Source organism: Halovenus salina (assembly GCF_026410925.1).
In the GTDB taxonomy this organism is placed as follows: domain Archaea; phylum Halobacteriota; class Halobacteria; order Halobacteriales; family Haloarculaceae; genus Halovenus; species Halovenus salina.
The window spans coordinates 1261826-1286375 of the sequence record NZ_CP112972.1 but is presented as its reverse complement, the minus strand read 5'-3'; the positions used below and the strand labels follow the sequence as shown (position 1 = coordinate 1286375).

The 24550-nt window shown below is 57.6% G+C and carries 33 protein-coding genes; 18 read left to right on the top strand and 15 right to left on the bottom strand.

The features are described from left to right. Positions 1-2 precede the first annotated feature (2 nt). The 6 genes from OSC37_RS06525 to OSC37_RS19200 all read right to left on the bottom strand — a co-directional run bounded on the left by OSC37_RS06525 (position 3) and on the right by OSC37_RS19200 (position 3403). On the bottom strand, positions 3-398 hold the full coding sequence (locus OSC37_RS06525; protein WP_267163792.1) for a DUF8023 family protein: 396 nt from the start codon (positions 396-398) through the stop codon (positions 3-5). Positions 399-666: 268 nt separating this feature from the next. Next, positions 667-1134, bottom strand: coding sequence for a hypothetical protein (locus OSC37_RS06520; protein ID WP_267163791.1), 468 nt, complete (start codon positions 1132-1134; stop codon positions 667-669). Between the two features lie 56 nt (positions 1135-1190). Then, positions 1191-1457: a DUF7692 domain-containing protein gene (locus OSC37_RS06515; protein ID WP_267163790.1), complete on the bottom strand. Its 267-nt coding sequence runs from the start codon at positions 1455-1457 to the stop codon at positions 1191-1193. Between the two features lie 200 nt (positions 1458-1657). Next, positions 1658-2245: a hypothetical protein gene (locus tag OSC37_RS06510; RefSeq protein ID WP_267163789.1), complete on the bottom strand. Its 588-nt coding sequence runs from the start codon at positions 2243-2245 to the stop codon at positions 1658-1660. Next, positions 2238-3116, bottom strand: coding sequence for a DUF4747 family protein (locus OSC37_RS06505; RefSeq protein WP_267163788.1), 879 nt, complete (start codon positions 3114-3116; stop codon positions 2238-2240). Before OSC37_RS06505 ends, OSC37_RS06510 begins: the two co-directional genes overlap by 8 nt. Before the next feature lie 41 nt (positions 3117-3157). After that, positions 3158-3403 (bottom strand): winged helix-turn-helix domain-containing protein, encoded by a 246-nt coding sequence (locus tag OSC37_RS19200; protein WP_497007717.1) that lies wholly within the window; start codon positions 3401-3403, stop codon positions 3158-3160. Between the two features lie 414 nt (positions 3404-3817). Here OSC37_RS19200 and OSC37_RS06500 point away from each other — a divergent pair, with 414 nt between their 5' ends. The 6 genes from OSC37_RS06500 (at position 3818) to OSC37_RS06475 (ending at position 7969) form a co-directional block, all read left to right on the top strand. Next, positions 3818-4075 (top strand): hypothetical protein, encoded by a 258-nt coding sequence (locus tag OSC37_RS06500; protein WP_267163787.1) that lies wholly within the window; start codon positions 3818-3820, stop codon positions 4073-4075. Then, the gene (locus OSC37_RS06495; RefSeq protein ID WP_267163786.1) at positions 4072-5082 is read left to right on the top strand and encodes a tyrosine-type recombinase/integrase; all 1011 of its coding nucleotides are present in this window, start codon (positions 4072-4074) and stop codon (positions 5080-5082) included. The genes OSC37_RS06500 and OSC37_RS06495 overlap by 4 nt, the downstream gene beginning before the upstream one ends. Before the next feature lie 247 nt (positions 5083-5329). Next, positions 5330-5710, top strand: a complete 381-nt coding sequence (locus OSC37_RS06490; RefSeq protein WP_267163785.1) for a SpoIIAA family protein — start codon at positions 5330-5332, stop codon at positions 5708-5710. Positions 5711-5826: 116 nt separating this feature from the next. Further along, on the top strand, positions 5827-6123 hold the full coding sequence (locus tag OSC37_RS06485; protein ID WP_267163784.1) for an NAD(P)-binding domain-containing protein: 297 nt from the start codon (positions 5827-5829) through the stop codon (positions 6121-6123). A 234-nt stretch (positions 6124-6357) separates the two neighbouring features. Beyond that, complete coding sequence (locus OSC37_RS19135) at positions 6358-6624, top strand: hypothetical protein (RefSeq protein ID WP_267163783.1); 267 nt, start codon at positions 6358-6360, stop codon at positions 6622-6624. Positions 6625-7033: 409 nt separating this feature from the next. Further along, on the top strand, positions 7034-7969 hold the full coding sequence (locus tag OSC37_RS06475; protein WP_267163782.1) for an ABC transporter permease: 936 nt from the start codon (positions 7034-7036) through the stop codon (positions 7967-7969). Between the two features lie 106 nt (positions 7970-8075). On the opposite strand, the gene OSC37_RS06470 is transcribed toward OSC37_RS06475, so the two are convergent. Beyond that, positions 8076-9323 carry an ABC transporter permease gene (locus OSC37_RS06470; RefSeq protein ID WP_267163781.1) on the bottom strand — a complete coding sequence of 416 codons (1248 nt, stop codon included), beginning with the start codon at positions 9321-9323 and terminating at the stop codon, positions 8076-8078. 301 nt (positions 9324-9624) lie between these two features. On the opposite strand from OSC37_RS06470, the gene OSC37_RS06465 reads away from it, so the two are divergent. The 3 genes from OSC37_RS06465 to OSC37_RS06455 all read left to right on the top strand — a co-directional run bounded on the left by OSC37_RS06465 (position 9625) and on the right by OSC37_RS06455 (position 11767). After that, positions 9625-10020, top strand: a complete 396-nt coding sequence (locus OSC37_RS06465) for a hypothetical protein (protein WP_267163780.1) — start codon at positions 9625-9627, stop codon at positions 10018-10020. Positions 10021-10093: 73 nt separating this feature from the next. Continuing rightward, the gene (gene npdG, locus OSC37_RS06460) at positions 10094-10759 is read left to right on the top strand and encodes an NADPH-dependent F420 reductase (RefSeq protein WP_267163779.1); all 666 of its coding nucleotides are present in this window, start codon (positions 10094-10096) and stop codon (positions 10757-10759) included. Positions 10760-10897: 138 nt separating this feature from the next. After that, positions 10898-11767 carry a CheF family chemotaxis protein gene (locus OSC37_RS06455; protein ID WP_267163778.1) on the top strand — a complete coding sequence of 290 codons (870 nt, stop codon included), beginning with the start codon at positions 10898-10900 and terminating at the stop codon, positions 11765-11767. Position 11768: 1 nt separating this feature from the next. Here OSC37_RS06455 and OSC37_RS06450 read toward each other — a convergent pair whose 3' ends face one another. The 3 genes from OSC37_RS06450 to OSC37_RS06440 all read right to left on the bottom strand — a co-directional run bounded on the left by OSC37_RS06450 (position 11769) and on the right by OSC37_RS06440 (position 13534). Continuing rightward, complete coding sequence (locus OSC37_RS06450; protein ID WP_267163777.1) at positions 11769-12647, bottom strand: CheF family chemotaxis protein; 879 nt, start codon at positions 12645-12647, stop codon at positions 11769-11771. A 71-nt stretch (positions 12648-12718) separates the two neighbouring features. Beyond that, positions 12719-13147 carry a DUF7112 family protein gene (locus OSC37_RS06445; RefSeq protein WP_267163776.1) on the bottom strand — a complete coding sequence of 143 codons (429 nt, stop codon included), beginning with the start codon at positions 13145-13147 and terminating at the stop codon, positions 12719-12721. Between the two features lie 3 nt (positions 13148-13150). Then, on the bottom strand, positions 13151-13534 hold the full coding sequence (locus OSC37_RS06440; RefSeq protein WP_267163775.1) for a 30S ribosomal protein S6e: 384 nt from the start codon (positions 13532-13534) through the stop codon (positions 13151-13153). A gap of 142 nt (positions 13535-13676) precedes the next feature. Here OSC37_RS06440 and OSC37_RS06435 point away from each other — a divergent pair, with 142 nt between their 5' ends. Then, entirely contained in the window at positions 13677-14006 is a 330-nt protein-coding gene (locus OSC37_RS06435; RefSeq protein ID WP_267163774.1) for a 2Fe-2S iron-sulfur cluster-binding protein, read from the top strand. A gap of 44 nt (positions 14007-14050) precedes the next feature. Next, complete coding sequence (locus tag OSC37_RS06430) at positions 14051-14227, top strand: hypothetical protein (RefSeq protein ID WP_267163773.1); 177 nt, start codon at positions 14051-14053, stop codon at positions 14225-14227. A gap of 1 nt (position 14228) precedes the next feature. On the opposite strand, the gene OSC37_RS06425 is transcribed toward OSC37_RS06430, so the two are convergent. Next, positions 14229-15425: a 3-hydroxyacyl-CoA dehydrogenase gene (locus OSC37_RS06425; protein ID WP_267163772.1), complete on the bottom strand. Its 1197-nt coding sequence runs from the start codon at positions 15423-15425 to the stop codon at positions 14229-14231. A 99-nt stretch (positions 15426-15524) separates the two neighbouring features. Beyond that, complete coding sequence (locus OSC37_RS06420) at positions 15525-16022, bottom strand: acyl-CoA thioesterase (protein WP_267163771.1); 498 nt, start codon at positions 16020-16022, stop codon at positions 15525-15527. A gap of 177 nt (positions 16023-16199) precedes the next feature. On the opposite strand from OSC37_RS06420, the gene OSC37_RS06415 reads away from it, so the two are divergent. From OSC37_RS06415 to OSC37_RS06400, 4 genes are all read left to right on the top strand, one after another. Beyond that, a complete protein-coding gene (locus OSC37_RS06415; protein WP_267163770.1) occupies positions 16200-17138 on the top strand; it encodes a replication factor A in 939 nt (312 codons plus the stop codon). Then, the gene (locus tag OSC37_RS06410) at positions 17139-17729 is read left to right on the top strand and encodes an RPA family protein (RefSeq protein WP_267163769.1); all 591 of its coding nucleotides are present in this window, start codon (positions 17139-17141) and stop codon (positions 17727-17729) included. A gap of 73 nt (positions 17730-17802) precedes the next feature. Continuing rightward, the gene (locus OSC37_RS06405) at positions 17803-18096 is read left to right on the top strand and encodes a hypothetical protein (RefSeq protein ID WP_267163768.1); all 294 of its coding nucleotides are present in this window, start codon (positions 17803-17805) and stop codon (positions 18094-18096) included. Between the two features lie 88 nt (positions 18097-18184). After that, entirely contained in the window at positions 18185-18625 is a 441-nt protein-coding gene (locus tag OSC37_RS06400) for a DUF8146 domain-containing protein (RefSeq protein WP_267163767.1), read from the top strand. Position 18626: 1 nt separating this feature from the next. Here the strand turns inward: OSC37_RS06400 and OSC37_RS06395 are convergent, their stop codons facing one another. Next, positions 18627-20255, bottom strand: a complete 1629-nt coding sequence (locus OSC37_RS06395; RefSeq protein WP_267163766.1) for a hypothetical protein — start codon at positions 20253-20255, stop codon at positions 18627-18629. 195 nt (positions 20256-20450) lie between these two features. Between OSC37_RS06395 and OSC37_RS06390 the strand changes: the two genes are divergently transcribed. Further along, the gene (locus OSC37_RS06390; protein ID WP_267163765.1) at positions 20451-20897 is read left to right on the top strand and encodes a PaaI family thioesterase; all 447 of its coding nucleotides are present in this window, start codon (positions 20451-20453) and stop codon (positions 20895-20897) included. A gap of 3 nt (positions 20898-20900) precedes the next feature. On the opposite strand, the gene OSC37_RS06385 is transcribed toward OSC37_RS06390, so the two are convergent. Further along, the gene (locus OSC37_RS06385) at positions 20901-21812 is read right to left on the bottom strand and encodes an MBL fold metallo-hydrolase (RefSeq protein ID WP_267163764.1); all 912 of its coding nucleotides are present in this window, start codon (positions 21810-21812) and stop codon (positions 20901-20903) included. 76 nt (positions 21813-21888) lie between these two features. Next, complete coding sequence (locus OSC37_RS06380; RefSeq protein ID WP_267163763.1) at positions 21889-22461, bottom strand: response regulator; 573 nt, start codon at positions 22459-22461, stop codon at positions 21889-21891. 110 nt (positions 22462-22571) lie between these two features. Between OSC37_RS06380 and OSC37_RS06375 the strand changes: the two genes are divergently transcribed. Together OSC37_RS06375 and OSC37_RS06370 are read left to right on the top strand one after the other, a co-directional pair. Then, on the top strand, positions 22572-23336 hold the full coding sequence (locus OSC37_RS06375; RefSeq protein WP_267163762.1) for an SDR family NAD(P)-dependent oxidoreductase: 765 nt from the start codon (positions 22572-22574) through the stop codon (positions 23334-23336). A gap of 48 nt (positions 23337-23384) precedes the next feature. Further along, positions 23385-24548 (top strand): phenylacetate--CoA ligase family protein, encoded by a 1164-nt coding sequence (locus OSC37_RS06370; protein WP_267163761.1) that lies wholly within the window; start codon positions 23385-23387, stop codon positions 24546-24548. Positions 24549-24550 lie beyond the last annotated feature (2 nt).

Here is a 24550-nt window from a genome sequence, read left to right as displayed (position 1 = left end):
AATCACCCGAGGTAGGCGAGGCTGTAGTAGCCGCTCGCCTGGATGACGACAGCAATTGCGCCCGCGATACCGATACTGAGGAGGTCGTTCAGTAACGGCATGAACGGAGGAACGACGACGAGCGCAACTGTGGCGATAGCGACCCAGGTCTGAACCGCGCCCATCACCGAGAAGTCCGGTCTGTTGGTGGCGAACGCAGTAACGAGGGCGAGCAAACTCAACACCGTTGCGGCCGTTATCTCACCCCCTCCGCTGAATGAGAAAAACGCGTCTGCGAAGTCGAAGCCCCATATCTGCATTTCGAGGAGCCCGGCGTCGACGCCTGCCGAGATGACGAACACCGGAGAAACGAAAGCGTCGTTGAGGTCGAGCTTCCCCGTGCCGTCGTCGTCAGGCATGGCGAGCCTCCCGCTCTTCGACGTGCTGGCAATTCTGGCAGATGAAAGCGTCTGTCGTGCCTTCGCTGCCGATATAATGAGTGTCCGGTTCACCACACCCCGAGCACTGTGGCCCGAGGCTGGGGAGTGTCTGTGCGCCTGTCGTTCGTCCCTGGTCCGGGACGGAGTGACCAGATTCCATGGTCACTATCGGATACCAAATAGAGCATTTAAAGTCAGGTAACTAACAGAGGTACGTAACTACTACAGAAGCGATTCTGATTTTCGATTATTTGGCGTTCCCGCGGATTGCGTGTGGGAAATCACCAAGCTCCCCTCCTTTGAATGTGTGTGAGTCACTGGGTGTTTTGATTACCAGTGTCGGCTTCCGAGGATAGATAGCATCTATAACCAAGGCAGATGCCATTATCAATCCAATTCCTGCGGAAACATTTTGCAATACGCTTGGAAGTTGTATGATATCTGGGATAATCAGCCCGGAATAGACGCTGAAAAGGACTGCGAGGAGTGCATATAACAGATATGTGTAATTTATTGGGTTCGTTCGATATTCTATTTCGTCTATTCTGCCAAGGTCAATATCTGTGATTCTGCTGTCTGATAATTTAAAATTTCGAATAAATATTAGTCGGGTTCCTGTTACAGATAGCTCACCGGATATCTGAGTGTTCGGCTTTTTTGTTTTGGTCTGACAGTAAATACTTTCTCCAGCTTGGATATAATCCTCCATCTTCATAGTAATATTATCCGTCTGAGCCCAACAGATTAAATTCTTCTCACTCCTGCTCTGTGTTATTCGTCCGGTTTGACATTTACATCCAAACAAGCACATACATTCAATTCGTCTGTCGATAGAATGTCCGCCGCTTTCTCAAGTTCTGCTGCTGGCAATCGATGAGAAAGATATTCTATTGCTTCTTGTTTCGCCTCGGCGTCTTGCTTCGCGTGGATGCACGCGCTATCTATCGCGCCCGCCTTGGTGGACTCACCGAGCACGTCGGCAGTTCGTTCGTAGAGGTCGTTTCTCCAGGCCTTCTTGCCGTCTGTGTTGATGCGCATACTTGCACATGGGAACCCAGTTCCTAGATTTTTTGGGTCACTGGAGGGGGTGATTCAGGGTGGTCCCGTGGAGTGTCCGGGGAGATCGAGGCGAAGCCGCGCCCCAGCTCGACGGGAGCGCCGAGAATCTGCACATGGTTCAACAGGGGTGGATGTGCAAAACTCGGGATCGGCGTTTCTCTGCGTGCAACCCCCAGGGGCTACTCTTCTTTCAGTTCATTCAATAGGCCGTAAATCTGTTTCAATTCTTCATCTGACAGGGAATCGGATTTGTCTGACTGCGGTTGAGGCGTTGACTCCATTTCTTGCCTAATGAACTCCCCACGTTGGAGTGCATATCGGCATACCAAGGCAATCAGATGATACAAGGAGAATAATAGATAAACGAAGAATCCGGTCAACAAAATCATTACCTCTTCTTGATACTCTATGTACAATATGAGCGAGAGCAGATTCAAAATTATTGGAAGTATCAGATTATATTGAAAATATGTGACTAAATTCTCAAACTCACCGACCTTCTGCCATGTGTATAGGAATGTCTTATCAGTAAATGATGTTATAATTGTAAGTCCTGTTAGTATTATAGCAAATAAAGATGCAGAGACTACAGAAAAATTCAATAACAGATCGGCTCCAGTCTCTCTTGTAATACCCCCGTCAGTGATAATATAGATTATTGGGATAGACAGCACTGCTGCGAAGGTATCGTAGCTCTTGATAAAGCTGGAAACTTCTAGTTTCCCAAGCCTTTTCAAGAAACTTGCTTCGTACTCTCTGTCAGTCATCTAGTTCATCCAGAGCGTCTCTTATCTCTTCTAATAATCGTTTCCGGTTGGCTGTATCTGAATCTCCCAACTCGGCACTTGATTCGATAGGTATCTCTCCGGTCTTGACCTTCTTTGTTTCACCACTCGGTATTTTTCCCTCGACTGTAGCTGACCCGTATCCTTCTTCGGCAAGGCTTAAACCACCATCAAGTAGCGGTGAACCTTCTAGACTAATTCCCTCCGGATTGTTTTTACGCTGGTCAGAGACCCCACGGAAATGTAATCGATTTATTTTACTCTCTTGTAAGAAATCATCCATTGGTTTTGAACGCGGCGTGTGATCTGGGTTAGTAGGCTGGAGGTTGGAGAATTTAATTTCACTTATAAACGACAGGGAGCTAATTTCGTTTCGAACCTCTTGCTTGTCAACTAATGGTGAGACTCTAATTTCCTCCTCTCCGTCATAATACGAATTGAAAGCATCTCGCAAGATTCGATAGGGTGCCTTTTTCCCTATCTTTGTGTTGTATTCATACGCCATAACAGAATTCTTTAAGTCTATAATAAAGAATGCAACATCCGCGTCTTCTGTGTCTCTTTTAACGAAGCCTTCAACATCTTCATCCGGTAGTGTTTGTGTGTCATCCTTTGCTTTTCCTATTCTTGCTGAAATAACATTACTTTCTTCACTATCGACATCGCCGAAGTACCATTCACCTAAATTAATCTTTTCCTGAGACTCCGTTCCCATCAAGAGTGAATTAACATTGGTGTGATAGTCGATTACATTAAGTAACAACTCTTTTCTTCGCTTTATGGCGTCTCTCTCGTCAGTGTAATGCGATAGCTTCTTCTCAAACCTCAGCCTTGCAAACCGGATGGTCGGCATAATATTCCTCTGACTGGCATACTTTATTATATTTTTGATAATCAGTTGGAAGTATTCCTTTCCAGACTTTCCGGATTGATCTCCCCATTCAAATAATCCTGACCTTGAGTGGTTACTCTGTATAATCCAGTATCCATCCTTTCTACTAAATCAGCCTGTACAAGTTCCGATAACCGATTTGTAATATGTTGTCGAGTATAGTCAGTGTTTACTGATAATATGTGAGGTGACAGAATCAGTCCTGAGTTATTGAGGGTTTCAAGAATTCTATCATCAGCTTGTGTCATCCATGATACCCTCGGTCTGGTCATGTCTCAAGATTATATCCCAATTGATTAACTGCACCGTTCGGGATTCTTTGTTATTAGTACGCATAACCATAGTTTACAGTACGTTAATTTAAAGTCAACTGGGAAAGCAATGCACAACATGGCGACACCTGGCTTTGCGTCCTCGTTGGTCTCAAAAAAGAGTCGTTGGCCGGGTGTTCGCACTGGAGCGAACACATGAAACCACGAGACGCGAACCCATTTAACAGACGTAGGAACAGGCCACAGACCACTTTCATCACTTCCACTCCCCCGGTACCGCCGACGCACCGGCGTCCCGGCCGCGTGAGCCGCTGGAATCCGTCGTTTTACTTTCACTGTCCGCGTGTGGACAGTTCGTTTATCACCCCCGTCCCTCAGTTTCGACTGGCTATGTCGGAGAAACAGACTATCGATATCGAGGATCGGATGGACCGCTGGCGGTTCGTCTGCCCGCGCGGTCACCGGAGTTGGGAGCCGACGAATCACCATTTCTGGTGTGCCCAATGCGCGCGCCGCCGGGACGTTGACGGCGTGTTCTACGAGCTGGTCGACCGCAAGACCGGCGAGGAGTTCGAGCGCTCGGAGATCGCCCTGGTAACGCCTGCTGGTCCCTACGACCGCGACCTTGACCGGAGGGGGTCGGTATGAGCGACGACCTGGAACCGCTCGCTCCTGGAGCAGGACGGGACCTGTACCTTGACCACCGCCGAGGCGAGGTCTCGGAGAACACCTTGAGTTCTCACCGCTACCGACTGAACGAGTTTGTCGACTGGTGCGAGGAGCAGGGCATTCACAACCTGAATGACCTGACCGGCCGGGATTTGCACGCGTACCGGGTGTATCGCCGGGAGGAGGATGATTTGAAAATCGTATCTCTCCAGGGCCAACTGTCCACCCTTCGCGTGTTCTTGAAGTTCTGTACGTCGATTGACGCCGTTCCGGACGGGCTCCACGAGAAGATTCTTCTCCCGACGGTCTCCGGCGACAAACAAGCGAGCAAGACGCTCCTGGAGCCTGAGCGGGCACAGGAGATTCTTGAGTATTTGGAGACCTACCAGTACGCGAGCCGTCAGCACGTCCTGCTGACGCTTCTGTGGCAGACTGGTCTCCGGATGGGAAGCACGCGCGCGATTGACCTGGGGGATTACGACCCGGACGCTCCCGGCGTCGAGCTGGTCCATCGGCCGGAGCAAGACACCCCGTTGAAGAACAAAGAGCGCGGTGAGCGGTGGGTGGCTCTTCGTGGACCTACAGCAACGGTGATTGACGAGTATATTGCTGGTCCCCGCCGGGATATGACCGATGAGTACGGCCGCGATCCGCTGCTGACGACGGCTCAGGGCCGCGTTTCTACGTCGGCCATTCAGGGCTCGGTCTATACGATCACCCGGCCGTGTGAGTACGGTGAGTGTCCACATGATGACTTCGAGCCGGAGACGTGTGAGTTCACGAAACGGGAGAACGCCAGCAAGTGCCCGTCGTCCCGGTCACCTCACGACGTGCGTTCAGGAGCGATTACAGCACACCTCCTCGATGACGTGCCGGTCGAGATCGTGAGCGACCGGATGGACGTAACGCAGTCCGTTCTTGATCGGCATTACGACCGCCGCAGCGAGCGCGAGAAGATGGAGAAGAGACGCAAATTCATCAGCTAAACAATGGTACGAAATCGAACCAAGAACATACAACAGATGCGCGAATTTTCAAATAGAATATACCCGCGTCGGCCCATCCTCATTCCTCCCCGTTCCTGGCTTTTCCAGAATCGTCTATGGTGATCCAAGACATCTTCCCTGAAACACACAGTAACTGGACATATGTTAGATATTCCCTGTATATCTTCCGTATGTTCATCTGAACTTCCGTGAGTATTATTACCACACAGTCGCATTGGTTCAACGTATGAAACGAAGCGGCGACTCCTGGAGTCTCGAATACGACGACGGCGTTGTCATCGGTCGGTTTCGGGAGGGAATGCCACTGTCCGCGTTCGAAACTGGGGCGTATCCGGCATTCGAGGCAATCTGTGCACAACACAGTGAGGATATCATCGGAACAGCTGACTTGGTGGAACTCGACGACGCGCTCGGGACTGAAGTTCTCGACATCTGGGAGCAGGCAGCTCAAGAATCCTCCCAGTTGCCGAACTACCGCCGCGGTGCGCTCGTTGCAGACGGAATTACCAACCTCAGCCTAAAAAACAAACTTCGCGTTCCCAACGCCGAAATCAAGGGCTTCGAGAATCTCGACGACGCAATCGCCTGGGCGCGCGGCGAGGATTGACTTGTCTACCCGAAGACAGCCAGCGCTTGCTCGTCGAGGCTTGCATCCGGCAAAACTGGTGACTGCAACCACAGACAAGCGCCAACGCTTAGCCATACCTCCACCAACGCGGGTGTATGCACGTTGCACTGCTAGGCGGAACGGGCGACATCGGCGAGGGGCTGGCGCTCAGACTGGCGCGGGACACCGACCACGCGGTCACCGTCGGCTCTCGGGACGCCGAGAAGGCGGGCGACGCCGCGGGCGAGTACGAGACGACGCTCGCAGACCACGGCGTCGAGGCGACCGTCGAGAGTGCCGAGAACGCCGCGGCCGCGGCGGCGGCAGACGTGGCGGTCTGCTGTGTTCCGCGTCGGCCCATTTACTCTCCGCTCTGTCTCGAGCCGCGTAGTATAACCTCTCTCGTAATCTAGTATTTTCTCGTTTGTGGCTTCTCTGGGGTGGCTGGCGTTGACGACGACCGGCCAATCGTAGGGTTTAGATTCCCCGTTCAAGGGTAAATAAGAGCACAATAACAAAACATACACCACCGTTTCTTGGCCGTGTCGCTGTGTAGTCTCCACGAACCGCGCGTGGAACGCGTCAGTGTGGCTGAACAGTGGTGTTCCCCCGGAACTATTGACACTCAATACCGATTACCCTCCGCCGTGGAAGAGAGCGTTAATCTCGGTCTCATCAACCGGTATTTCCGGCGCGAGAAGCGACTCACCGGTGAAACGCGGGTTGCCGCTGTCACTGTTTTGTGTCGCTTTGAGTGTCGGTTTATCGCTGCCGAGCCACTAGATGACTGCTCCTGCGCCGACCTACCGGCGAGCAACGATGCCTTGCTCACGGAGTTCGAGGAGCTTTTGTTGGACGGCTTCACTGGAACACTCCAGCTGCTTACTTACCTCCTTCGCGGTCGCGACTGGTGAATCACTCTTTCGAAGCACACCGATCACATCCGCTATCGTGACTTCTCCGACGATAGCCCGTCCTCGTCGCGTTTTTGTCCTATAGCGTGCTAGCGGTTGGAGTCGGTATCTACTGGCTCGAAAGAAATTAGTCCGAATCTGTAAGGATACATCTGCGTTTTGCTGGCCTCATTACGCATCAATCTGACAGCGACAGAATCAGTTGCGTGATTCGGTGGCGTCACACTGACGTCAACGTGTTAGCTGTAGTTATTTAAAACAGAGTGAATAAATCAGGGCGCGATGAGTTCGATAGCACGCTCGGTACATCGAACCGAACAGTTTTATCCCAAGAATCCAATCTCTTATGCTCTCACAGCGGTAGTTTTCCCGGTGGATTTATCAACTCGAAACGCGACAAATTGTAGATATGAGTCGCAGACGATATATTGGGTATCGTTGTCTCTGGGCGGGATTTGCAAGCGTTGCTGCCAGCGTGGTCTTATTTTTGATTGTCTTTGTCGTGGGAGACATCGCCGGCCAAGCAGGGTCAGGCACGGCATTTGCCGGGACCGACCGCTTTCTCGAATCCGACTCCCCCATGTATATTCAGTATTTTGACTGGATGGGATCCTTTCTGACACTCGACTGGGGTACGTCACAACGATTTGGCAGGCCCGTGGCGGCAGTACTGGCCGAGCGTGCGCCCGTCACTGCAGCGTACCTACTCCCTGCTGTTGTGTTTGGAACAGCAATGTCGACGGCGTTTGGGTATATCGCAGCCCTCAAACGTAAGGCCTGGTCCGACCGAGCCCTTCGAGGATTGGCATATCTAGTGCTAGCGCTTCCCAACTTCATTCTTGGAGCACTAGCGTACGAATACATGAACACCCGTCTCTACGATCTCAACGCCAGCTTCTATCAGCTTAGCGCGGGCATATTCACCGACTGGAACCTATTCTGGCTCCTCATTGCAACCGCTATTGTCGGGACCCACGTCGCAGCCGTCCAGATGCGTCAGACACGCCGACAAATCAACGAGTACCTCGGCACGGATTTCACAAAGCAGTTACATGCGAAAGGTGTCAGTCCGCTCCGATTTGCCCGCCACGTACTTCGTGCCGCCGTCGTTCCACTTACCTCACTGTTTGTTGCCGAGGTTTTGGGCTTGTTACTGGTTTCAGTGTTTGTCGTTGAGGCTGTCCTCGATATCCCGGGCCTTGGGGCAGCCGCTTGGACAGCTGTCAATGTCAATGATGGACCGCTGGTTCTGACGCTGGCTGTCTTCCTCTCAGTCGTTATTATCTTGGCTTCGCTGCTTGAAGACGTGGTTGCAGTTGTTTTCGACCCGCGGCTTGACAAATGAGTCTGCTCACGCTAGTGTTCCAGCGAACGTGATGCCTATGCGATAGTCAGGTGCCACGGCTTTCAGCTCGTGGAAGGGTCAGTGCGGCTTTTATGAGACACAAGCCTCACTCGCGTGGATCAAGCAGGTCCTCTATCGTATCGCTAAGCAGACTCACAGCGAGCAACAGAGAACCGAGGACACCACCTGGCAGATACACGAGCCAGGGAAACTTTGTCCAGCTGAATTTCGGGGAACGCCCTGGGTCCAGTGTGGGGTCACCAGCCTCCCGCCCGATGGCCGTTGTGATGTCGTTCCCGATGGATGCTACACTACTGTCGGTAAGTGAAAGAAACGAAAGTGCAGCCTCGTAAATCATGAATTTTGCAAACAACATTGCGACTGCAGTCAGGACGGTTCCGGTTATCGCTGGCAGAATGTGTCGCCGTATGATAAGCGCACTATTGGCACCAGATAACCGTGCGGCCCGAACGTATGGAGCCGTACGGAGCTGCATCACCTCACTCCGGACGAGACGCGCGATTCCGCCCCACGAGATCAATCCGAAAACGAGAATCATGAGCGCATAGCTCCGACTGAATATAAGTATCAGCAGGATATACACAAAAAAGGCTGGCAGCGCTCGCTGTATATCGACGTACCGCATCAAGAACTCGTCAACTCGTCCACGGTAGTACCCTGCAATCACGCCGACTGTGATTCCCAATGTCGCTGCGATGACCGACGCCGTTACCGCAACCTGGAACGTCGTGTTCAAACTCAATAGTGTGCTTTTGATCATACCCTGTCCCAGCGCGTTTGTTCCGAACGGGGCGGACATTGTCCCGGGACAGACACCCTCTGAAACAGTTGCTTGGCAGATTGGCAAGGCAGTCTCTGGTACAGAAGACCAGACCGGCGGCTGAACCGCTCTTAGGGGCTGAATCTCTGGTTCAGATATGATGTACGGTGTGATGCTTGCAGCGACTAACAGCACAAGAACATACAGAATATTGATAGCGACCAGCAACTGGCCCCGGGCTCGCTTGAACAGCTGTATCACTAGCGCTGGTGCAGAACGCAGGCGGGCGATCACAAGCACGCCAACAAACAACACCGCGAGGGCGTACATCCAGTCAATAATCTCAATCTCATTACCAATGATTGTGAGTGTATCGGAGCCGGTTCGAGCACTGTGGACACCACTTGCCACTAACACGAACAGTATGGCGGCTGTAAGCATCGGTACGAACCACCATCCAATGCCGTAACTACGGCTATCGTCAAAGCTGACGCTTTCGAACCTGTCAGCACTCACGCTTTTTTCGGTACCAATACGTCTGGAGTCCGAGGAAGAATCTGTTGGGGAGGACATGTCTTGCACTGAATGCGGGACCCGCGCTGACTGTTGTGTCTTTGTAACGGTCGAATTCTACGTATTTAAAACCAGGCATAAGCAGGCATAACAGACTGTAATGTCTGTTGGATCCAACTCAGCACACTGCCCGTCAACAGGAGAGACGGCTGCCAGCAATCCCAATGCGGAACACAATAGCAAAAACACATCTCGGCTGAGGAGTCAAAGAATATGGGAAGACGCTCTCATTGTTCGCGTTTGACCAGCTTTCAGGAACAGGAACGAACACTGTCATTCTTGATCGGATACAGTGCCCAGTGTGGATGATAATCGTGGCCGGCACGAAGTGCAGACCACACTCGCAGAGGACGATGGTGGAGCGTTTCGATTAGTACTCGATGTCTCGATCAACGCTGACTGGTCCGACATAGCTGCTGACCTTGATCAACACAACGCAACCATTGACGACGCGGCGGTCGTCATTGATGCTGAACAATGCCCCGTGGCTGCGTTTACGGGGGAGACATGGGAGCGTCAGCGTGATTTTGCACATGTCTCTCGCTCATTCAGGCACAGGTTGTCTGTCGATGGTGCGTTGGGTCCAGAAGCGCCGAAGGGAACCATCACAGAGGCGAACGGGATGTTGTCTCATGTGAGGAACCTCGCAGAGAAACGTCATCTCATCTGTTATCTGAATGCTGTTTTTGATGGCTGATATTCTGCCTTTCGAGCAGCGGTAACTACGGACAAGCGCCAACGCTTAGTCACACCTCCCCCAACGCGAGTGTATGCACGTTGCACTGCTAGGCGGAACGGGCGACATCGGCGAGGGGCTGGCGCTCAGGCTGGCGCGGGACACCGACCACGCGGTCACCGTCGGCTCTCGGGACGCCGAGAAGGCGGGCGACGCCGCGGGCGAGTACGAGACGATACTCGCAGACCACGGCGTCAAGGCGACCGTTGAGGGAGCTGAGAACGCCGCGGCCGCGGCGGCGGCAGATGTGGCGGTCTGCTGTGTCCCGGCCTATCACCTCACGGATACCATCGAGGCGGTCGCCGACGACCTCGGCGACGCGGTGCTCGTCTCGCCGGCCGTCGGGATGAAAAGCGACGAGTCGGGTATGCACTACAACCCACCGGGCGTCGGAAGCGTGACCGAACTCGCCGCGGCGGCCGCACCCGACGGAACGCCGGTCGCGGGAGCCTTCCACAACCTCGCGGCAGGGCGTCTCGGGACGCTGAGTGCCGACCTCGACTGGGATGTGCCTATCGTCGCGAGCGACGACACCGCGCGCGAGGCCGTCGTCACACTCGTCGAGGACATGTCGGGACTGCGGCCGCTTGTCGCCGGCGACCTCAGCAACGCCGCGGAAATCGAGGGGCTGACGCCGCTGCTCATCAACCTCGCCCGGAACAACGACGGGATGCACGACCTCGGCGTCAAGTTCTGGTAGCCGGCGAGTGGCCGGACCTCGATTGCTCGAAATGCAGACAGAGCTGGCGGATGACCGCGGTTGTGAACCAGGTGTTCTATTCGAGAGCCGAATTGTTAATACCCGGGCAAGCCAACACTCCGATAACTACCCACAGCGATGAAAGAGGGTGAAACGAAACTCGCCGACGCGAAAGGGAAGTTCGCTCAGGTCGTCAAAGACGGCCGGAAAGTCCCTGACATCGAGTGGGTCCCGGGACGGGTTCTCCTCTCGAACAAGCGATTGATCCTAGCGAGTAAGGAGGGTAAACGGACGATTCCGCTCACGGATATCAGCAGCATCAAAAGCCAGGAGGACGCCGAGAACCCGCTCGCGAAGGTCTCGAACTACATCTCGCTGCAGGTGAAGGCCGATGTGACGCTCATCTCGCCCAAAAACCACCAGCAGTTCGAGCACGCGCTGTACGATGCCGTCCTCGACCAGCAGGTCATCGCGGTCAAGCATCCGGCGGTCAAAGGTGGCGTGGTCCAGAACACCGGCTGGGAGAAAGGCCGGCTGACGACCGAGCTAGCAGACGGGAGCATTGCGTTGGCGCTTGCCAGCGGGACGTTCGTCGAAATCGAACTCGACGACATCGGCATCGTCGAGGAAAACGAGGGGGAGGTACTCGGCGACGAGCGCCCGTTTGTCGAGGTCGAACACACAGAGGAGGAGGCCGCAGTTCAGACGTATGTTTCCGGGCCGAAACGCAAGATCAACATCCTCGCCGAGCTGTTCCGAAAGAGCGAACAGCAACACACGACTGATGTCGAACTCTCCGAAGAGGAAAACGCGGTGGTGATGGCGCTTTACTCGGGCGTTTCTCCGTTCCAGATTCCGGATTTCGTCGGCCTTGACGTCGAGACCGTTGAGGAGATCTACGACGAGCTCATCGAGGCTGGCGTTCTTCAAGAGAAACGAGTCCGGCGTGACGTCCAGCTCAAGGCGCGCGGACGGAATATTGCCAGCGAGGCGATGGGCGAGGAATAATTCAGGCATTGATATCTTCGAGGTGTCGATTCACCAGCACCTGCCCTTTTGGCGTGAGCTTCGTGCCGTCGCTGGCGTCGACGACGAGTTCGTCATCTTCGAGGTCGTTCAGAATCATCGTCACCTCGGTGGGGTCCTTGCCGATAATCTGTGGGAGTGACATTCCTTCGTTGCCCGCACCCGAATAGATAGCAACTAGGAGCTCCTTCTGGTCGTCCGAGAGCGTGAGGTCTTTTAGCTCGGCCATCAGGTCGGAGTACTCAAGCCGGAGATAGCGTCCCAGTATCGCCATTTTCCGCGCCGAGTCGGTCGTTGCCTGGGTCAACATCGCGTCCCCGCGGGGCATGTGTTTCACGTCCAGCACTGGCCGTTTCGTCCCGCCGATGCGACGCTTGGTCTGGTCGAACTCCGTGACAGCCGCAAGCCTGATCGCGACTGTCTTCTCCTCGTTGCTGAACTCGACCTGTTTCGGCTTCAGGAACAGCTTTGCGGCCTCGAACTCGGCGTCGGTCACCCGGCCGCCGACACGGGCCGGATGTTTAACCGTCATGTCGGTCCCGTTGAGCAACGCTTTGAACAGCACGTTCGAGAACTTCTCTATCTTGTCGTCGTCGTCCTCGATGGCCGCAACGAATCGCTTGTCGTTTTTCTGGAACGCAATCGTGACCGTCGCGTGGAAAAAGCCGTCGAGCTCCTCGGGCACCTGCCCGACCGCAACGTCGAAAATCGAGGTGAGGGGTACGGTGAGTTTGTCGTTATCGCCGACTGCCAGAACAAGCCGCTTCTCGCTCAGCAGGATCCGGCCCTTGACCGGCTCCGTCGTGCGCAACACGTTCGAGTCGAACGTGGCGACGAAATCGGCGATGACTGATTCCGACATCCCTTACGGATACATACTTTCGGCCGAGTAATGAGCATTTCGTGCCAGTATCATCGGGAATAATGTCCGCGTTAGCTATCGAGGTCCCGAGCGATGTCTGTGAGACTCGAATCGGGCTGTTCTGGCGGGGAGTAGACGACCCGTTCGCCCGGACGGCGCAGTCCGTAGGCATAGCCCGTCCGGAGTACGTCGAACACCAGCGCATCCCCATCCTCTAAGCCGTGGTCAGCGAGCCACGCCCGAAGCTCGTCCTCACCGTCGCCAGTCCGGGCTAGCTCGCGGGTGCCAAGCGCGCTCTGGATGGTTGTCTCGCCGTCGAGACTCGCGGTTAGCTGTGTCCAGACCTGCTTGCCTTCGAGTGAGAGCGAGACCACGTCGTCGAGCGCGCAGTCGAGACTATCGGGCAAAACGAGCTGTTTGCGTCGCGTCCGGCCGACAGTCGAGAGATGGACACGGTGAGAGACGACGGTCTCGTGGTCGGACGGTACGCGGTCGTGCACGCGTTATTCGTCGGCCAGCAGTTCGTCGACGGGCTGGCTGCCGCGGTCGGCGATACGGGCGTTGATCTGTCGCGTGTCGTCGCTGACCTCTCGGCCCCGGACAGTGACTCGCTCGCGCTCGCCGTCTCGGGAGGGGTTGTAGCCAGTCCCGCCCTCGAGCATGACCTGCTTGAGGTTCGGGCCACGCACGTCGTCGCGCATCGGTCGCCCGGCGTTGTCGGAGCCACCGGTCAGTTCGAGCGTGTAGCCGTTCAGGCCAACGGCACTGCCGTCGACCTCTTCGCCGAGGTCACGCCCGATGAAGCGATTTGCGTCCTGGTCCGATACGTCAATCTGGTAGGTCATGCCGTCATCCGGGTCGGCGACGGCGACTGTGAATTCGGCCATATGTGTGACAAAATCGAGCCGCCATCAAAAGCCCGTCGAACCGCTCCGAGGCCGCCGGGGGCATCTCTGCGCGGTCTGACTCTCTCGTATCACGCCTCCAGGCCGGGATAGAACTGATACGTGCCTAACCCGTACCCAAACTATGAGTGACACCGTTCCGGTCACGGTCGTCGACGACAGTGAGACCACGATAGCGGTCGAGCGCGGTCGGACGCTCCGAGACGCGTTACTCGACCACGATTTCGCCGTCTATGGCACTGTCTCTCGGCACGCAAACTGTGGCGGCCGCGGGCTGTGCGCGACCTGTACGGTCGAGGTCGACCCCGCACCGGAACCGACTCATTGGCACGACGCGGCTGCGGTCCGTTTTGGCTACCCGCGACTCTCCTGTTGTCTCACGGTCGACGAGCCGATGCGGGTCCGCCTGCTCGATAAGTACGTCTGGGGACAGGTACTGCCGCGACCCGAGTAACGCCGCCCCCGAGAACTAAACCGACGGGGACCCTACAGTACTGTATGGGTTCGACCACCAAACACGTCATCAACGGAATCATCTCGCTTGTCATCAGCGTCGCAATCACCGTCGTCGCGGCCGACGACGAGGACGGGCCGTGGGGCCTCGGTGACATGGCCCTGGCAGTCGGTATCTCGGCGTTTCTCTCTGGCTTTTTCACCAGCTACTTCGCCGAGTAACTCAGTAGAAGGTCTCGCCGCGCGTGGCTTTCTCGACGAGTAGTGAACAGGGCAGGGTCTCTGCAATCTTGTTCGTCTCTTCGTGCCGGCCCGCGACCTCGGTCAGCCGCGAGAGAATCGCGTCGGCCCCAACCTCGTCGGCCTTCTCGAAGGGGCCTTTCGGCCAGTTGCCGCCGAGTTTTGCGCCCGTGTCGATATCTTCGACGGTCGCCACGTCGTGTTGGACCATCTTCGCGGCCTCGTTGACGATTGGTGCCCAGACCAACAGCGGGTCAAAGCCCTGACCGGCGTCGACGGGGATATCGGGCTCGTCGCGGTCGCTGTAATCGTAGTAGCCGGCGTCTGTCTTCTGTCCGTACCGGTTCTTCTCGTAGAGCTGGTAGAGCAGGGGACAGACATCGGTGTCGTAGGCGAGCGGCCGGTCGTCTTCGAGGTGGTCCTCGGCTCCCTCGACGCGGAGCTGAATCGCGCCGGTGTAGTCGGCGAGCTCGAACGGTCCCATCGGGAACCCTTCGCCGTATTTCATCGCCGAGTCGATTTCCCGGAACGTGTACTCGCCGCGGTAGACCATCCAGGCTGGCTCCTCGCCGTAGGGACGCATCAGCCGATTCACGATAAAGGAGGGAACGTCTTTTCGGCAGCGGATCGGCGTCTTGCCGACGTCTTCGACGAGCGTCTCTGCGGTCTCGACGACAGCGTCGGGCGTGTGCTCGGTCATGATAACCTCGACAAGGTCCATCAGCATCGGGGGATTGAACCAGTGTGTGCCGAGCACCTGCTCGGGTCTGTCGGTTACTTCTGCGAGCTGGGTGATATTCAGGCCGGAAGTGTTCGTGGTGAGAATCGCACCCTCGGGCGCGGCAGCGTCAAGGTCTCTGAAGATATCCTCCTTGATAGACTGCCGTTCGACCGCGGCCTCGGTGACGACATCGGCATCTGCTACCGCCGTCTCCAGGTCCGTCTCGAAGGAGAGTCGCTCGATGGCCGCGTCGACTTCGCGTTCTGTGGCGGCGTCGTTCTCGATGCTTTTGTTGTAGGACCATTCGATTTCTTCCCGCGCCTCTTCGAGCTGTTCCTCGTCGATGTCGTTGATGACGACCTCGTAGCCTGCGAGGGCGGCGACAGCGCCGATTCCGCGGCCCATCTGTCCAGCCCCGATAACGGTGACGTGCTCGATGTCGTCGATTGATACGACCATACCCCTGGTTCGGAGGGCCCAGTCAAAAACGTACAGGAATGCCCAACCCGACCGGACGCGTCCGCCTGAGGGAGCGAGGGAGTCGCTATCTGTGGACGATCAGTAGTCCTCGCGCATCCGCTCGATGATGGATTCGAGTTCTTTCTGCCGTTTCTCGACAGCCTCCTGGCGTAGCTGTTTCTCGGCGTCGGTCTCACAAACTACATCAGGAACCGTCGTCGGGTTCCCGTCGTCGTCGATAGCGACAAACGTCAGAAACGAGGTCGTCGTCTCCTGTTTTTCGCCTGTCCGAGGGTCTTCCGAGTGAACGTCGACTTTCACGTCGACGCTCGTCCGGCCGGTGTTGAATGCGTATGCCTTGACGACCGCAATCTCCCCCACGTCGATTGGTGCGATGAAATCGACGTGATCCATTGAGGCGGTCACACACTGGCGGTTGGCAAAGCGCATCGCCGAGATGGCCCCACAGATGTCCATCCAGTGGAGGACAACCCCTCCCAGCGCACGCCCTAAGGCGTTCGTACTGTCGGGCAGGAGCATCTCGGTCATCTCCGTCTGTGACTCGCTCAGTGGCACTGCCTCGTTCGTCTCGTCCATATCCGGGGACGAACACCGGCGGGCAAAAACACCCATCGATTGGGTGCCCGGCCGTGACCTCTTCCAGACGACCGGCTGTTGTTTCACTTTCACTCCTGTTGGGGAGGTTTTTAACCAATGGGGAACCAAGCGTCGTATGTCTCCCATAGAAACACAAGCGGAGACAGTGAGCAACCGATGACCCAGACAGATTTGCGTACACACGCGACAGAGATACACGAACAGTTTTCGGACCGTCTCGACGTTACTGTCGAGGAAATTGAGGAGCGTCTAAGCACGCTCGTCGACGAGTACCAGGTCCCGACCGACGAGGCCCGCCGCAGCGTCGTCAACACGTACCTCGACGAGGCAGGGATGGAGCGTGACGACCTCTCGGGGGGTGGCGGCAACGAACAGAAGGCCGTTGCCGATATCGACAAAGCTGAGGAGTGGGTTGATATCACTGTGAAGGTCGTCGACCTTTGGGACGCCACCAGCGACGCCGTCGCACAAGTCGGCCTGCTCGGTGACGAGACCGGGACGATAAAGTTCACCAAGTGGTCGAAATCTGACCTGACCGAACTGGAGGAGGGTGCGGCTTACGACCTCCGAAACGTCGTTACCGACGAGTACCAGGGACGATTCTCGGTGAAACTCAACCGCACCACCACCATCGAACAGCGTGACGAGGATATCGAGGTCGGTGACGACGCCACCGAGGTCGAGGGTGCGCTCGTCGACATCCAGTCGGGGTCGGGCCTCATCAAGCGCTGTCCCGAGGAAGACTGCACCCGCGTTCTCCAGAACGGCCGCTGCTCTGAACACGGCGAGGTCGAGGGCGAGTTCGACCTCCGCATCAAGGGTGTCATCGACGACGGTATCGACGTCCACGAGGTCATCTTCGACCGCGAGGCCACCGAGGAGCTGACGGGAATCACACTCGACAAGGCCCAAGAGATGGCGATGGACGCGCTCGATACCTCCGTCGTGGCCGACGAGATGCACGAGAAGATACTCGGCCGCTACTACGAGGTCCGTGGCCCTACGCTGGGCCGGTACGTTCTTGCGAACGAGTTCGCGGAACTGGACGCGCCAGCTGACCCTGACGCCGCTCTCATCAAAGCGAGGTCGATATAGATGTCGAGCACACCAACCCGCGAAATCGCCCGCCGCGTCTTTGCAGCGGAGTTCAACGACGCAGCCTACACGTTCAAAGAGAGCGACGACGACCGTGCACCAGTGTACGTCCTCCTGCCGACCGGCCAGCGCGCCAACCGCATCTTCGTGGTCGGCACGCTCACCGAGACGGAGGATGTTGGCGAGGACTCCGAGTACTGGCAGGGCCGGATCGTCGACCCCAACGGTGACACCTTCTTTACCTACGCGGGACAGTACCAGCCCGATGCCGCCTCGATGCTCCGGGAACTCGAAGCCCCGGAGTACGTCTCTGTCGTCGGTAAACCACGAACCTACGAAACAGACGAGGGAGAAGTGAACGTCTCTATCCGGCCAGAATCCATTTCGACGGTCGACGAGGCGACACGGGACCGCTGGGTTGTCGAGGCCGCTGAACGGACAGTCGAACGCATCCAGGCCTTCGAGGACGACAGCCCCGACGAGTACGTCCAGATGGCCCGCGAGGAGTACGACCTGCCCGTCGAGAACTACCGTCAGGCGGCCGTCTCTGCGCTCGAAACTCTCCAGGAACCCGAAGCCAGCGCGGACTGATCGCCTGCTGGCGGAGTCTCCGGCTGAGTAACTGTCGGTTACCTATTTATAGAATATACGGTAACTAGTCGCTGTGGTCGACGAAGTCATTCTCGGTGCAATCGGAGTAGGGATTACCCTGTTTGGTATCGCTATCGTCGGCGAGCGGACTGGGTTGTTGACACACTACCCCGACGACTCGGGACCAGCACGACTCAGGTACGGCGCTGGCGGGACGGTACTCGGATATGGAATCCTCACGGTCGGCACCGCAGTTGGACTCGTGGCCACCGACTGGACCGCGCTCCTCTGGGGTGGGTGGGCTGCGGTGACGGTCCTCGTCGGATTCGGTGTCGCGGGCTTCGCCGCCGCTGTCGACAGTTCGTAGCGGACGTGACTACACAGGGGGACTCGTGTGTCATGCGTGTGTCTGACAAACGGTTAAATACGAGGAGTTATAAGTAGTGAGTTAAGCGATGGGAAATAAAAACAAAACAATCTCCTTTCGCGTGAGCCAGGAGAAATTCGAGACCCTGCGCGACATCGCGGAGGAGCGTGATATCTCTCTGTCGGCCGTCTTCCGGGATTACGTCGATATGTTGGTCGCCCACGACGGTCAGGTTGAGGTCGTCCCCGAACACGAACTCCAGGGCTCTTCGGAAAGCGACGAGATGAGCCAGAGCTTCCCGCCGAAAGTCGAGGTGCCAAAGAGCTTCGTCCGCGAACACGAGCGCCTGGAGCTGGAGGCCGAACACCTGCGCGAACAGCTCGAAGAGCACAAGCGCTACGTGACGAAACTCCGGCAGGAACTCGACGAGTACGACCAGGAGGATGTCGTCAATCTCGACGAACTTGACGGCGAGGAAGAGGAGGAGTCTCCCTACCGCATCGGCAACGAGTTCGAGGACTCCTTTTAGTTCAGTTTTCGGCGTCTGGTTCGTAGGTCTCTCGGTGGACGACGATTTCTCGCTCTTCGAAGCGAATAGCGACGACGAGTTCGTCACCCGCTGGGTCGAAGCCCGAAGTCACGTGGGTCAACGACGGCAGCGTCTCTGACTCTGGGGCCCAGAATACAGTGTCTTCTCCGAGACTGGTCGAGTAGACGACGAGTTCTTCGGCCTCGATGTCGCCGACGCCGGAGACGTTGACGCGTGCACGTTCTTTCTCGACGTCGAACGCGACGCTGTCGACGACTTGGTACTGCTCGTCGTCGATGGGTTCGTCGTCCGGAACCACGACGCGTTCGTCGTAGGTGAGGAACACGCGCCAGTCGCCGTCGTCGGTGAGAAGGATAAGCTGGTCTTTCTGTTCGACCGTGGTGTTGTTCTCGGTGACCTCGTACTGTATTTCGGCGAGGGCGGCTTCTTCTCCCTCGATTGCATCGTTCAGCGTGAAATCAACGTTTTGGAACCAGAACTCAGCGTTTTCCATCTCGCGGATGTCGTCAGTGCTGAACGACTCGTCGACGATTTCTCGCTCGAAGTCCTGGTACGTGCCGAAGTCGAAGGAGACGTTTTCTGACTCGTCGAGACGCTTCGGATTAAACGGATGCTGTGAGTGCATCGCGTCGGCCAGCAAGTCGAGGTCCTCACTGTTCGCTGCCTCGATGTACGAGTCGAGAACGGCCAGCCCGTCGTGTTCCGCTGTTGGATACGACTCACGGTGGACAACAATCTCACGGTCTTCGAAACGAATAGCCACGACAATCTCGTCGCCCGCTGGGTCGAACGGCGACGTGAGATAGTTCACTGCTGGGAGGGTCTCGGAACTTTCAGACCAGGCTGTACTCTCCTCTTCGAAGCTCGTCGAGTAGACGACGAGCTTTTCGGCCTCGATGTCACCAGCGCCCGAGACGGTGACTCGTACGCGTTCGCTCTCAGCATCGAACTCGACACCCTCGACGATCTGGTACCGTTCGTCGTCGACAGGCTCGCCCTCCGGAACGTCGACCGGCTCCTGATAGGGGACAAAGACCTGCCAGTCGCCGTCCTCGGTTACGAGCACGAGACGCTCCGTCTGCTCGGCTGTGTTACCGTCTTCGGTAGTCTCGTAGGTTACTTCAGCGAGAACTGTCTCCTCGCCGTCGAGAACCGCTGCAGGCGTCGTATCCATCTGCTCGAACCAGCGGCCGACAGTCGGCATCTGCTTGATGTCGTCGGTAGTAAAGGACTCGTCGACAACCTCCCGTTCGTAGTTCTGGTACCGGCCGAAATCGAACGAGACGTTCTCCATCTCGGACTCGTCGAGATTGTCCGGATTGAACGGATGTCGTGAGTGCATGGCGTCAGCCAGGGCCTCGAAATCTTGCTCTCTTGCTGCCTCGATATAGGTGTCCAGAACCGCCAGTGGGCCGTCTTCGGACTCCTCGTCCTCGTCTGGTGTCTTCTCACTGTCTGTCTCTGTCTCGGTGGTATCAGTGTTGTTTGCGCCAGACGTTGGCGTGCTAGTGCTGTCACCGGTATCGTCTGAATCGTCGCTTCCTGCACAGCCTGCAAGGAGACTGGCTCCGACCGTTCCAACTGCCGCAATATATTTTCGTCGGCGCATATTGTACACTCCTCTTTCTGGACACTTCAACGAAGTTCGCTATTTCTCTCCGAGAGACGCTAGATAACAGGTTCTAGGGTATCAAACTCACGTCGTGCCCTCGGCTCCCGTTGTCAGCCTGCGACCTGGAGCCACCGTCTGGAGGTTGGTTGTGGTTTTCGTAGCTTTATGACCGTGTGGGCTCTCAACGGAAGCATGGACCTGGTAGACCTCTTCAACAAGACACCGTTTGTCGAACATCTCGGCATCGAACTGACCGAAGCAGAAGACGGCTACGCCGAAGGGCGACTCCCCTTTAGCGACGAGATGCGGTCGAACAACCACGGCTCAGTCGCCCACGGCGGCGCGACCTACGCGCTCGCAGACACCGTCGGCGGAGCCGCTGCTATCTCACTCGCCGGCGACGTGACGCCGACGGTCGACATGCGAATCGACTACCTCGCGCCGGCCACCACAGAACTGACCGCGACCGCCGAGGTCATCCGGTTCGGGTCGAGTCTTGCGATGGTCCAGGTCGACATTCACGACGCCGACGGTGAGCGGGTCGCCACTGCACAGGGCACCTACAAGACCGGCGGGCAGGGGAATGCGACGCCCTGGAAAGGCGACGAGGCACCCTGGCAGGGCAACGACGAAGAGTAGGAATTACTCCTCGTGCTGGTCGAGAGCATGTAAAACGCCACGGACATTCATCTGCTCTTCTTCGCTGGCGTGGGCCTCGCCCCAGGCGTCGACAGTCTCGGCGCGGGCCGCGAAGTAGTCGATGACAGCTTCGTCGTCGCCCAACTCCTCACGTTTTGCGCTCACCCGGTCGACCCAGTCGGTCAACACCTCGGCGTACGTATCGAGCAACTCGCCTGTCTCTCTGTCGCCGAAGTGGGCGTAGTACAGCGCGGCCGGGTCGAGCTCTTTGAGGGTCTCGATATCGTCGAGACAGCCCGCGAGGTCGAACCCCGGCGGCGGTGACGTGTGAGTGACGCCCTCGATGTGGGGTGAGTTGATACCCGCGGCGTCGGCGGTGAAGACGCCGTCGTTGGCGGGGTCGTAGAAGACTGCCTGATGGAAGGCGTGGCCTGGCGCGTGGTGGACCTCGAGAGCGTGGTCGCCGAGGTCGACTGTCTCGCCGTCTTCGAGTTCGACCAGACGCCGTTCGGGAATCGGCTCGGGTTCGATGTAGTAGTCGATGCGGTCGCCGATGACGTCTTTTGTTCCTTCCCAGATGGCGGTGGGGTCGGCCAGGAACTGCGCGCCCGCCTCGTAGAGACAGACGTCGGCGTTCGGACAGGCCTCGGCGAGCAGGTGTGCCCCGCCAGCGTGGTCGAGGTGAACGTGTGTCGGCGCGATGACTTCGAGGTCCTCGGGCGCGATGCCGACGGTCTCCATTGCGTCGAGCACCGTCTCGTACCTGTAGCCGGTCCCGGTGTCGATCAGTGCCGGCCGCTCGGCGTCGAGAATGTACACCGAGCCGTAGCCCGGCGTGTCGTACATATCGACGTCAACATAATAGAGGTCGCTCGTCCCTGCGGCGGTCGCCTCGTGAATCTCACCAAGAGCCATATTCTAGCCGGAACGGGCTGTCACAAGAGCGTTTCCTTCAGCGGGCGCTCTCTCGTCACTGCGCTGGTATTGGCGGTCACCGCCCGGGCTGGCGGCTGATCTCGGCGAACGAAGACTCGATGTCGTCAAGCCCATCGAGGGCGTCGTCTAACTCTGCACGCAGGGTCTCGACCTGTTGCTGGAGCTGCTGTAGTTCCTCGTTGTCTTCGGCATCCTCCTCTGAGAGCTCGCTTTCGAGCAGCGCCAGCTTCGACGTGAGTTCAAAGTACTCAGAGAGCGTGTCGTCGTGACTGATGACCTTTAGTTGCTGTTCGATTGCCCCGACCAGATCGTCTTTCTCGACGGGCTTGCAGAGGTAGTCATCGAACGGCATGTCGACGATATCCAGCCCCGGGTCGACGGCAGTCAGCATGATGACCCGGCAGTCGTACCCCTTCTCGCGTATCTGTTCGAGCACCTCGTCGCCGGAGATATCCGGCATCCGTCGGTCGAGCAGGACGACGTCGACATCGACATCCATCGACTCCAGCGCGTCGTTGCCGCTGTAGGCCACGCGGGTCTCGAAACTGTTGCGCAGCCTGAGGGCATACACGTCTGCCACTTCCTGCTCGTCGTCGACGACTAACACGGTGGCGTTCTCGGCGGGCACACTCTAAGTTGGTTGCCCCCGATATAATAAGTGTATGTGTCGCTCTCCTGTCTCTGGCCGACTGCTCGGCTCCCCGTAGGACTATATATCGTGATGGCGATGTGTGTGGTATGCGTGGGCTTGACACGAAGACGGCACTCGTCACCGGTGGCGGCGGCGGATTCGGGACGGCAATCGCCCGACGGCTCGCCGAGGATGGAGCGACCGTCGCGGTCAACGATATCGAGAAACAGCGAGCAGCCGACACCGTCGAGACGATACGCGAGGCCGGCGGCGAGGCGTTTCCGGCAGTCGCCGACGTGACTGATCTGGCGGCCGTCCAGGAGATGGTCGCCGATGTCGAGGAGCGCGCCGGGCTGGACGTGCTGGTGAACAACGCCGGCTGGGACCGCATCTCCTGGTTTCTCGACCAGGAGCCCGAGGCCTGGGACCAGATCCTCGATGTCAACCTCCGCGGGCAGATTAACTGCGCCCGTGCCGCCGGGGAATTCTTTGCGGCACAGGGAGAGGGGACAGTGGTGGCCATCTCTTCGGACGCCGGACGAGTCGGCTCCTCCGGCGAGGCGGTCTACGCCGGAACAAAAGGCGGCGTCATCGCCTTCACGAAGACGCTCGCCCGGGAGCTAGCCCGGGACGGGGTCACCTGTAACGTCGTCTGCCCCGGACCGGCAGATACACCGATGACCCGCGAAATGCGGGCTGATTCGGAACTCGCGGAGTCAATTTTCGACGCCATGGAAGACCAGACGCCGCTTGGCCGGATGACAGAGCCCAAAGATGTGGCAGGCGTTGTCGCCTTCCTCGCCAGCGAGGACGCCGCCTTCGTCACCGGCCAGGTGCTCAGCGTCTCCGGCGGGCTGACCATGGTTGGATAAGGCCGGCCGGACGTGGTTTTAAGTACTGAATCGCCGTACAAGCGGCTAATGTACGATAGTACCGTGCTAGCAGACCTTGTGGAGCAACTCGAACGAGCCACGGCGTACGAGCTGTACGAGCAGGCCTTCGCAGAGGCCGACATCGCGCCGGGCGACATCGAGACCTGGGAGCAGTTTCAGGAGGTTCCGTTCACGGAGCCAGGGGACCTGAAAGCCGACTTCGACGAGCACGGGCCGGAGGGGTCGCTGTACACGCCGGGTGCGATGATTTCGTTTTCGCCCCTCGGTGACGACCTCGCGCCGATGTTCGACACAGAGGCCGACCTCGAGTACGAGGCAGAAGTCAACGCCGACGTACTCGCCGAGGCCGGCATCGAGGAGGGTGACCGCGTGGCGAACACCTTCGGCTACCAGCTCTTCGGGACCGGCTATCTCCTCCACCGTGGACTCGAAGCGCTGGGCGCGGAGGTGCTTCCGCTCGGACCGGGTGACTCAGAGCAGGCCGCCGGCACCATCGAGCAGTTCGACGTGGACGCTCTCGTTGGGAATCCGAGCTTCGCGCTGAAAATCGCCGAGGAGGGTGCCTCTGTCGACACCTTCGTCGGGGCAGGAGAGCCGTTCACCTCGGTACCGGGCTACCGTGAGGAGGTCAAATCCGCACTTGGCGCCGAGACGGCGGTCGACTACTTCGGGAGCCGACAGGTGTTGCCAATCGCCAGCGAAACCAGCGAGGAAGACGGCCTGCACGTCGCCGAGGACTACGCAATCGTCGAAATCGTCGACCCGGACACCGGCGAACCGCTGGGGGTCGGCGAACGCGGCGAGGTGGTGGTCACACACCGACGCAAGGAGGGGTTCCCGCTGGTCAGATACCGGACCGGCGACCTCGCAGAACTCGAACGGCGCGGTGACGACCTTGTCTTGCCAGACGGCGTCATCGGCCGGACCGACGACCGCCTCAAGGTCAAAGGTGTCAAGCTCTATCCCGAGTCGGTGCCGACGGTACTTGCGGGCTTTGACGGTCTCACCGGCGAGTACGCCATCTACGCCACCAGGCCCGAGGCGACCGACCACCTCGAAATCCGGTGCGAGGGCGAGGCCGACGAGGACAAACTCGCGGGAGCGCTCTCGGAGCGACTGCTCATCTCGCCTGACGAGGTGAGCCTCGTCGACGAACTGGCGGAGACGGGCGTCGTCGACGAGCGGTACTGAGA

What these genes read in the sequence shown, in the direction of transcription:
- OSC37_RS06525 (WP_267163792.1), bottom strand. Translation starts at nt 398, where the DNA reads ATGCCTGACGACGACGGCACGGGGAAGCTCGACCTCAACGACGCTTTC.
- OSC37_RS06520 (WP_267163791.1), bottom strand. Translation starts at nt 1,134, where the DNA reads ATGAAGATGGAGGATTATATCCAAGCTGGAGAAAGTATTTACTGTCAG.
- OSC37_RS06515 (WP_267163790.1), bottom strand. Translation starts at nt 1,457, where the DNA reads ATGCGCATCAACACAGACGGCAAGAAGGCCTGGAGAAACGACCTCTAC.
- OSC37_RS06510 (WP_267163789.1), bottom strand. Translation starts at nt 2,245, where the DNA reads ATGACTGACAGAGAGTACGAAGCAAGTTTCTTGAAAAGGCTTGGGAAA.
- OSC37_RS06505 (WP_267163788.1), bottom strand. Translation starts at nt 3,116, where the DNA reads ATGCCGACCATCCGGTTTGCAAGGCTGAGGTTTGAGAAGAAGCTATCG.
- OSC37_RS19200 (WP_497007717.1), bottom strand. Translation starts at nt 3,403, where the DNA reads ATGACACAAGCTGATGATAGAATTCTTGAAACCCTCAATAACTCAGGA.
- OSC37_RS06500 (WP_267163787.1), top strand. Translation starts at nt 3,818, where the DNA reads ATGTCGGAGAAACAGACTATCGATATCGAGGATCGGATGGACCGCTGG.
- OSC37_RS06495 (WP_267163786.1), top strand. Translation starts at nt 4,072, where the DNA reads ATGAGCGACGACCTGGAACCGCTCGCTCCTGGAGCAGGACGGGACCTG.
- OSC37_RS06490 (WP_267163785.1), top strand. Translation starts at nt 5,330, where the DNA reads ATGAAACGAAGCGGCGACTCCTGGAGTCTCGAATACGACGACGGCGTT.
- OSC37_RS06485 (WP_267163784.1), top strand. Translation starts at nt 5,827, where the DNA reads ATGCACGTTGCACTGCTAGGCGGAACGGGCGACATCGGCGAGGGGCTG.
- OSC37_RS06475 (WP_267163782.1), top strand. Translation starts at nt 7,034, where the DNA reads ATGAGTCGCAGACGATATATTGGGTATCGTTGTCTCTGGGCGGGATTT.
- OSC37_RS06470 (WP_267163781.1), bottom strand. Translation starts at nt 9,323, where the DNA reads ATGTCCTCCCCAACAGATTCTTCCTCGGACTCCAGACGTATTGGTACC.
- npdG (WP_267163779.1), top strand. Translation starts at nt 10,094, where the DNA reads ATGCACGTTGCACTGCTAGGCGGAACGGGCGACATCGGCGAGGGGCTG.
- OSC37_RS06455 (WP_267163778.1), top strand. Translation starts at nt 10,898, where the DNA reads ATGAAAGAGGGTGAAACGAAACTCGCCGACGCGAAAGGGAAGTTCGCT.
- OSC37_RS06450 (WP_267163777.1), bottom strand. Translation starts at nt 12,647, where the DNA reads ATGTCGGAATCAGTCATCGCCGATTTCGTCGCCACGTTCGACTCGAAC.
- OSC37_RS06440 (WP_267163775.1), bottom strand. Translation starts at nt 13,534, where the DNA reads ATGGCCGAATTCACAGTCGCCGTCGCCGACCCGGATGACGGCATGACC.
- OSC37_RS06435 (WP_267163774.1), top strand. Translation starts at nt 13,677, where the DNA reads ATGAGTGACACCGTTCCGGTCACGGTCGTCGACGACAGTGAGACCACG.
- OSC37_RS06430 (WP_267163773.1), top strand. Translation starts at nt 14,051, where the DNA reads ATGGGTTCGACCACCAAACACGTCATCAACGGAATCATCTCGCTTGTC.
- OSC37_RS06425 (WP_267163772.1), bottom strand. Translation starts at nt 15,425, where the DNA reads ATGGTCGTATCAATCGACGACATCGAGCACGTCACCGTTATCGGGGCT.
- OSC37_RS06420 (WP_267163771.1), bottom strand. Translation starts at nt 16,022, where the DNA reads ATGGACGAGACGAACGAGGCAGTGCCACTGAGCGAGTCACAGACGGAG.
- OSC37_RS06415 (WP_267163770.1), top strand. Translation starts at nt 16,200, where the DNA reads ATGACCCAGACAGATTTGCGTACACACGCGACAGAGATACACGAACAG.
- OSC37_RS06410 (WP_267163769.1), top strand. Translation starts at nt 17,139, where the DNA reads ATGTCGAGCACACCAACCCGCGAAATCGCCCGCCGCGTCTTTGCAGCG.
- OSC37_RS06400 (WP_267163767.1), top strand. Translation starts at nt 18,185, where the DNA reads ATGGGAAATAAAAACAAAACAATCTCCTTTCGCGTGAGCCAGGAGAAA.
- OSC37_RS06395 (WP_267163766.1), bottom strand. Translation starts at nt 20,255, where the DNA reads ATGCGCCGACGAAAATATATTGCGGCAGTTGGAACGGTCGGAGCCAGT.
- OSC37_RS06390 (WP_267163765.1), top strand. Translation starts at nt 20,451, where the DNA reads ATGGACCTGGTAGACCTCTTCAACAAGACACCGTTTGTCGAACATCTC.
- OSC37_RS06385 (WP_267163764.1), bottom strand. Translation starts at nt 21,812, where the DNA reads ATGGCTCTTGGTGAGATTCACGAGGCGACCGCCGCAGGGACGAGCGAC.
- OSC37_RS06375 (WP_267163762.1), top strand. Translation starts at nt 22,572, where the DNA reads ATGCGTGGGCTTGACACGAAGACGGCACTCGTCACCGGTGGCGGCGGC.
- OSC37_RS06370 (WP_267163761.1), top strand. Translation starts at nt 23,385, where the DNA reads ATGTACGATAGTACCGTGCTAGCAGACCTTGTGGAGCAACTCGAACGA.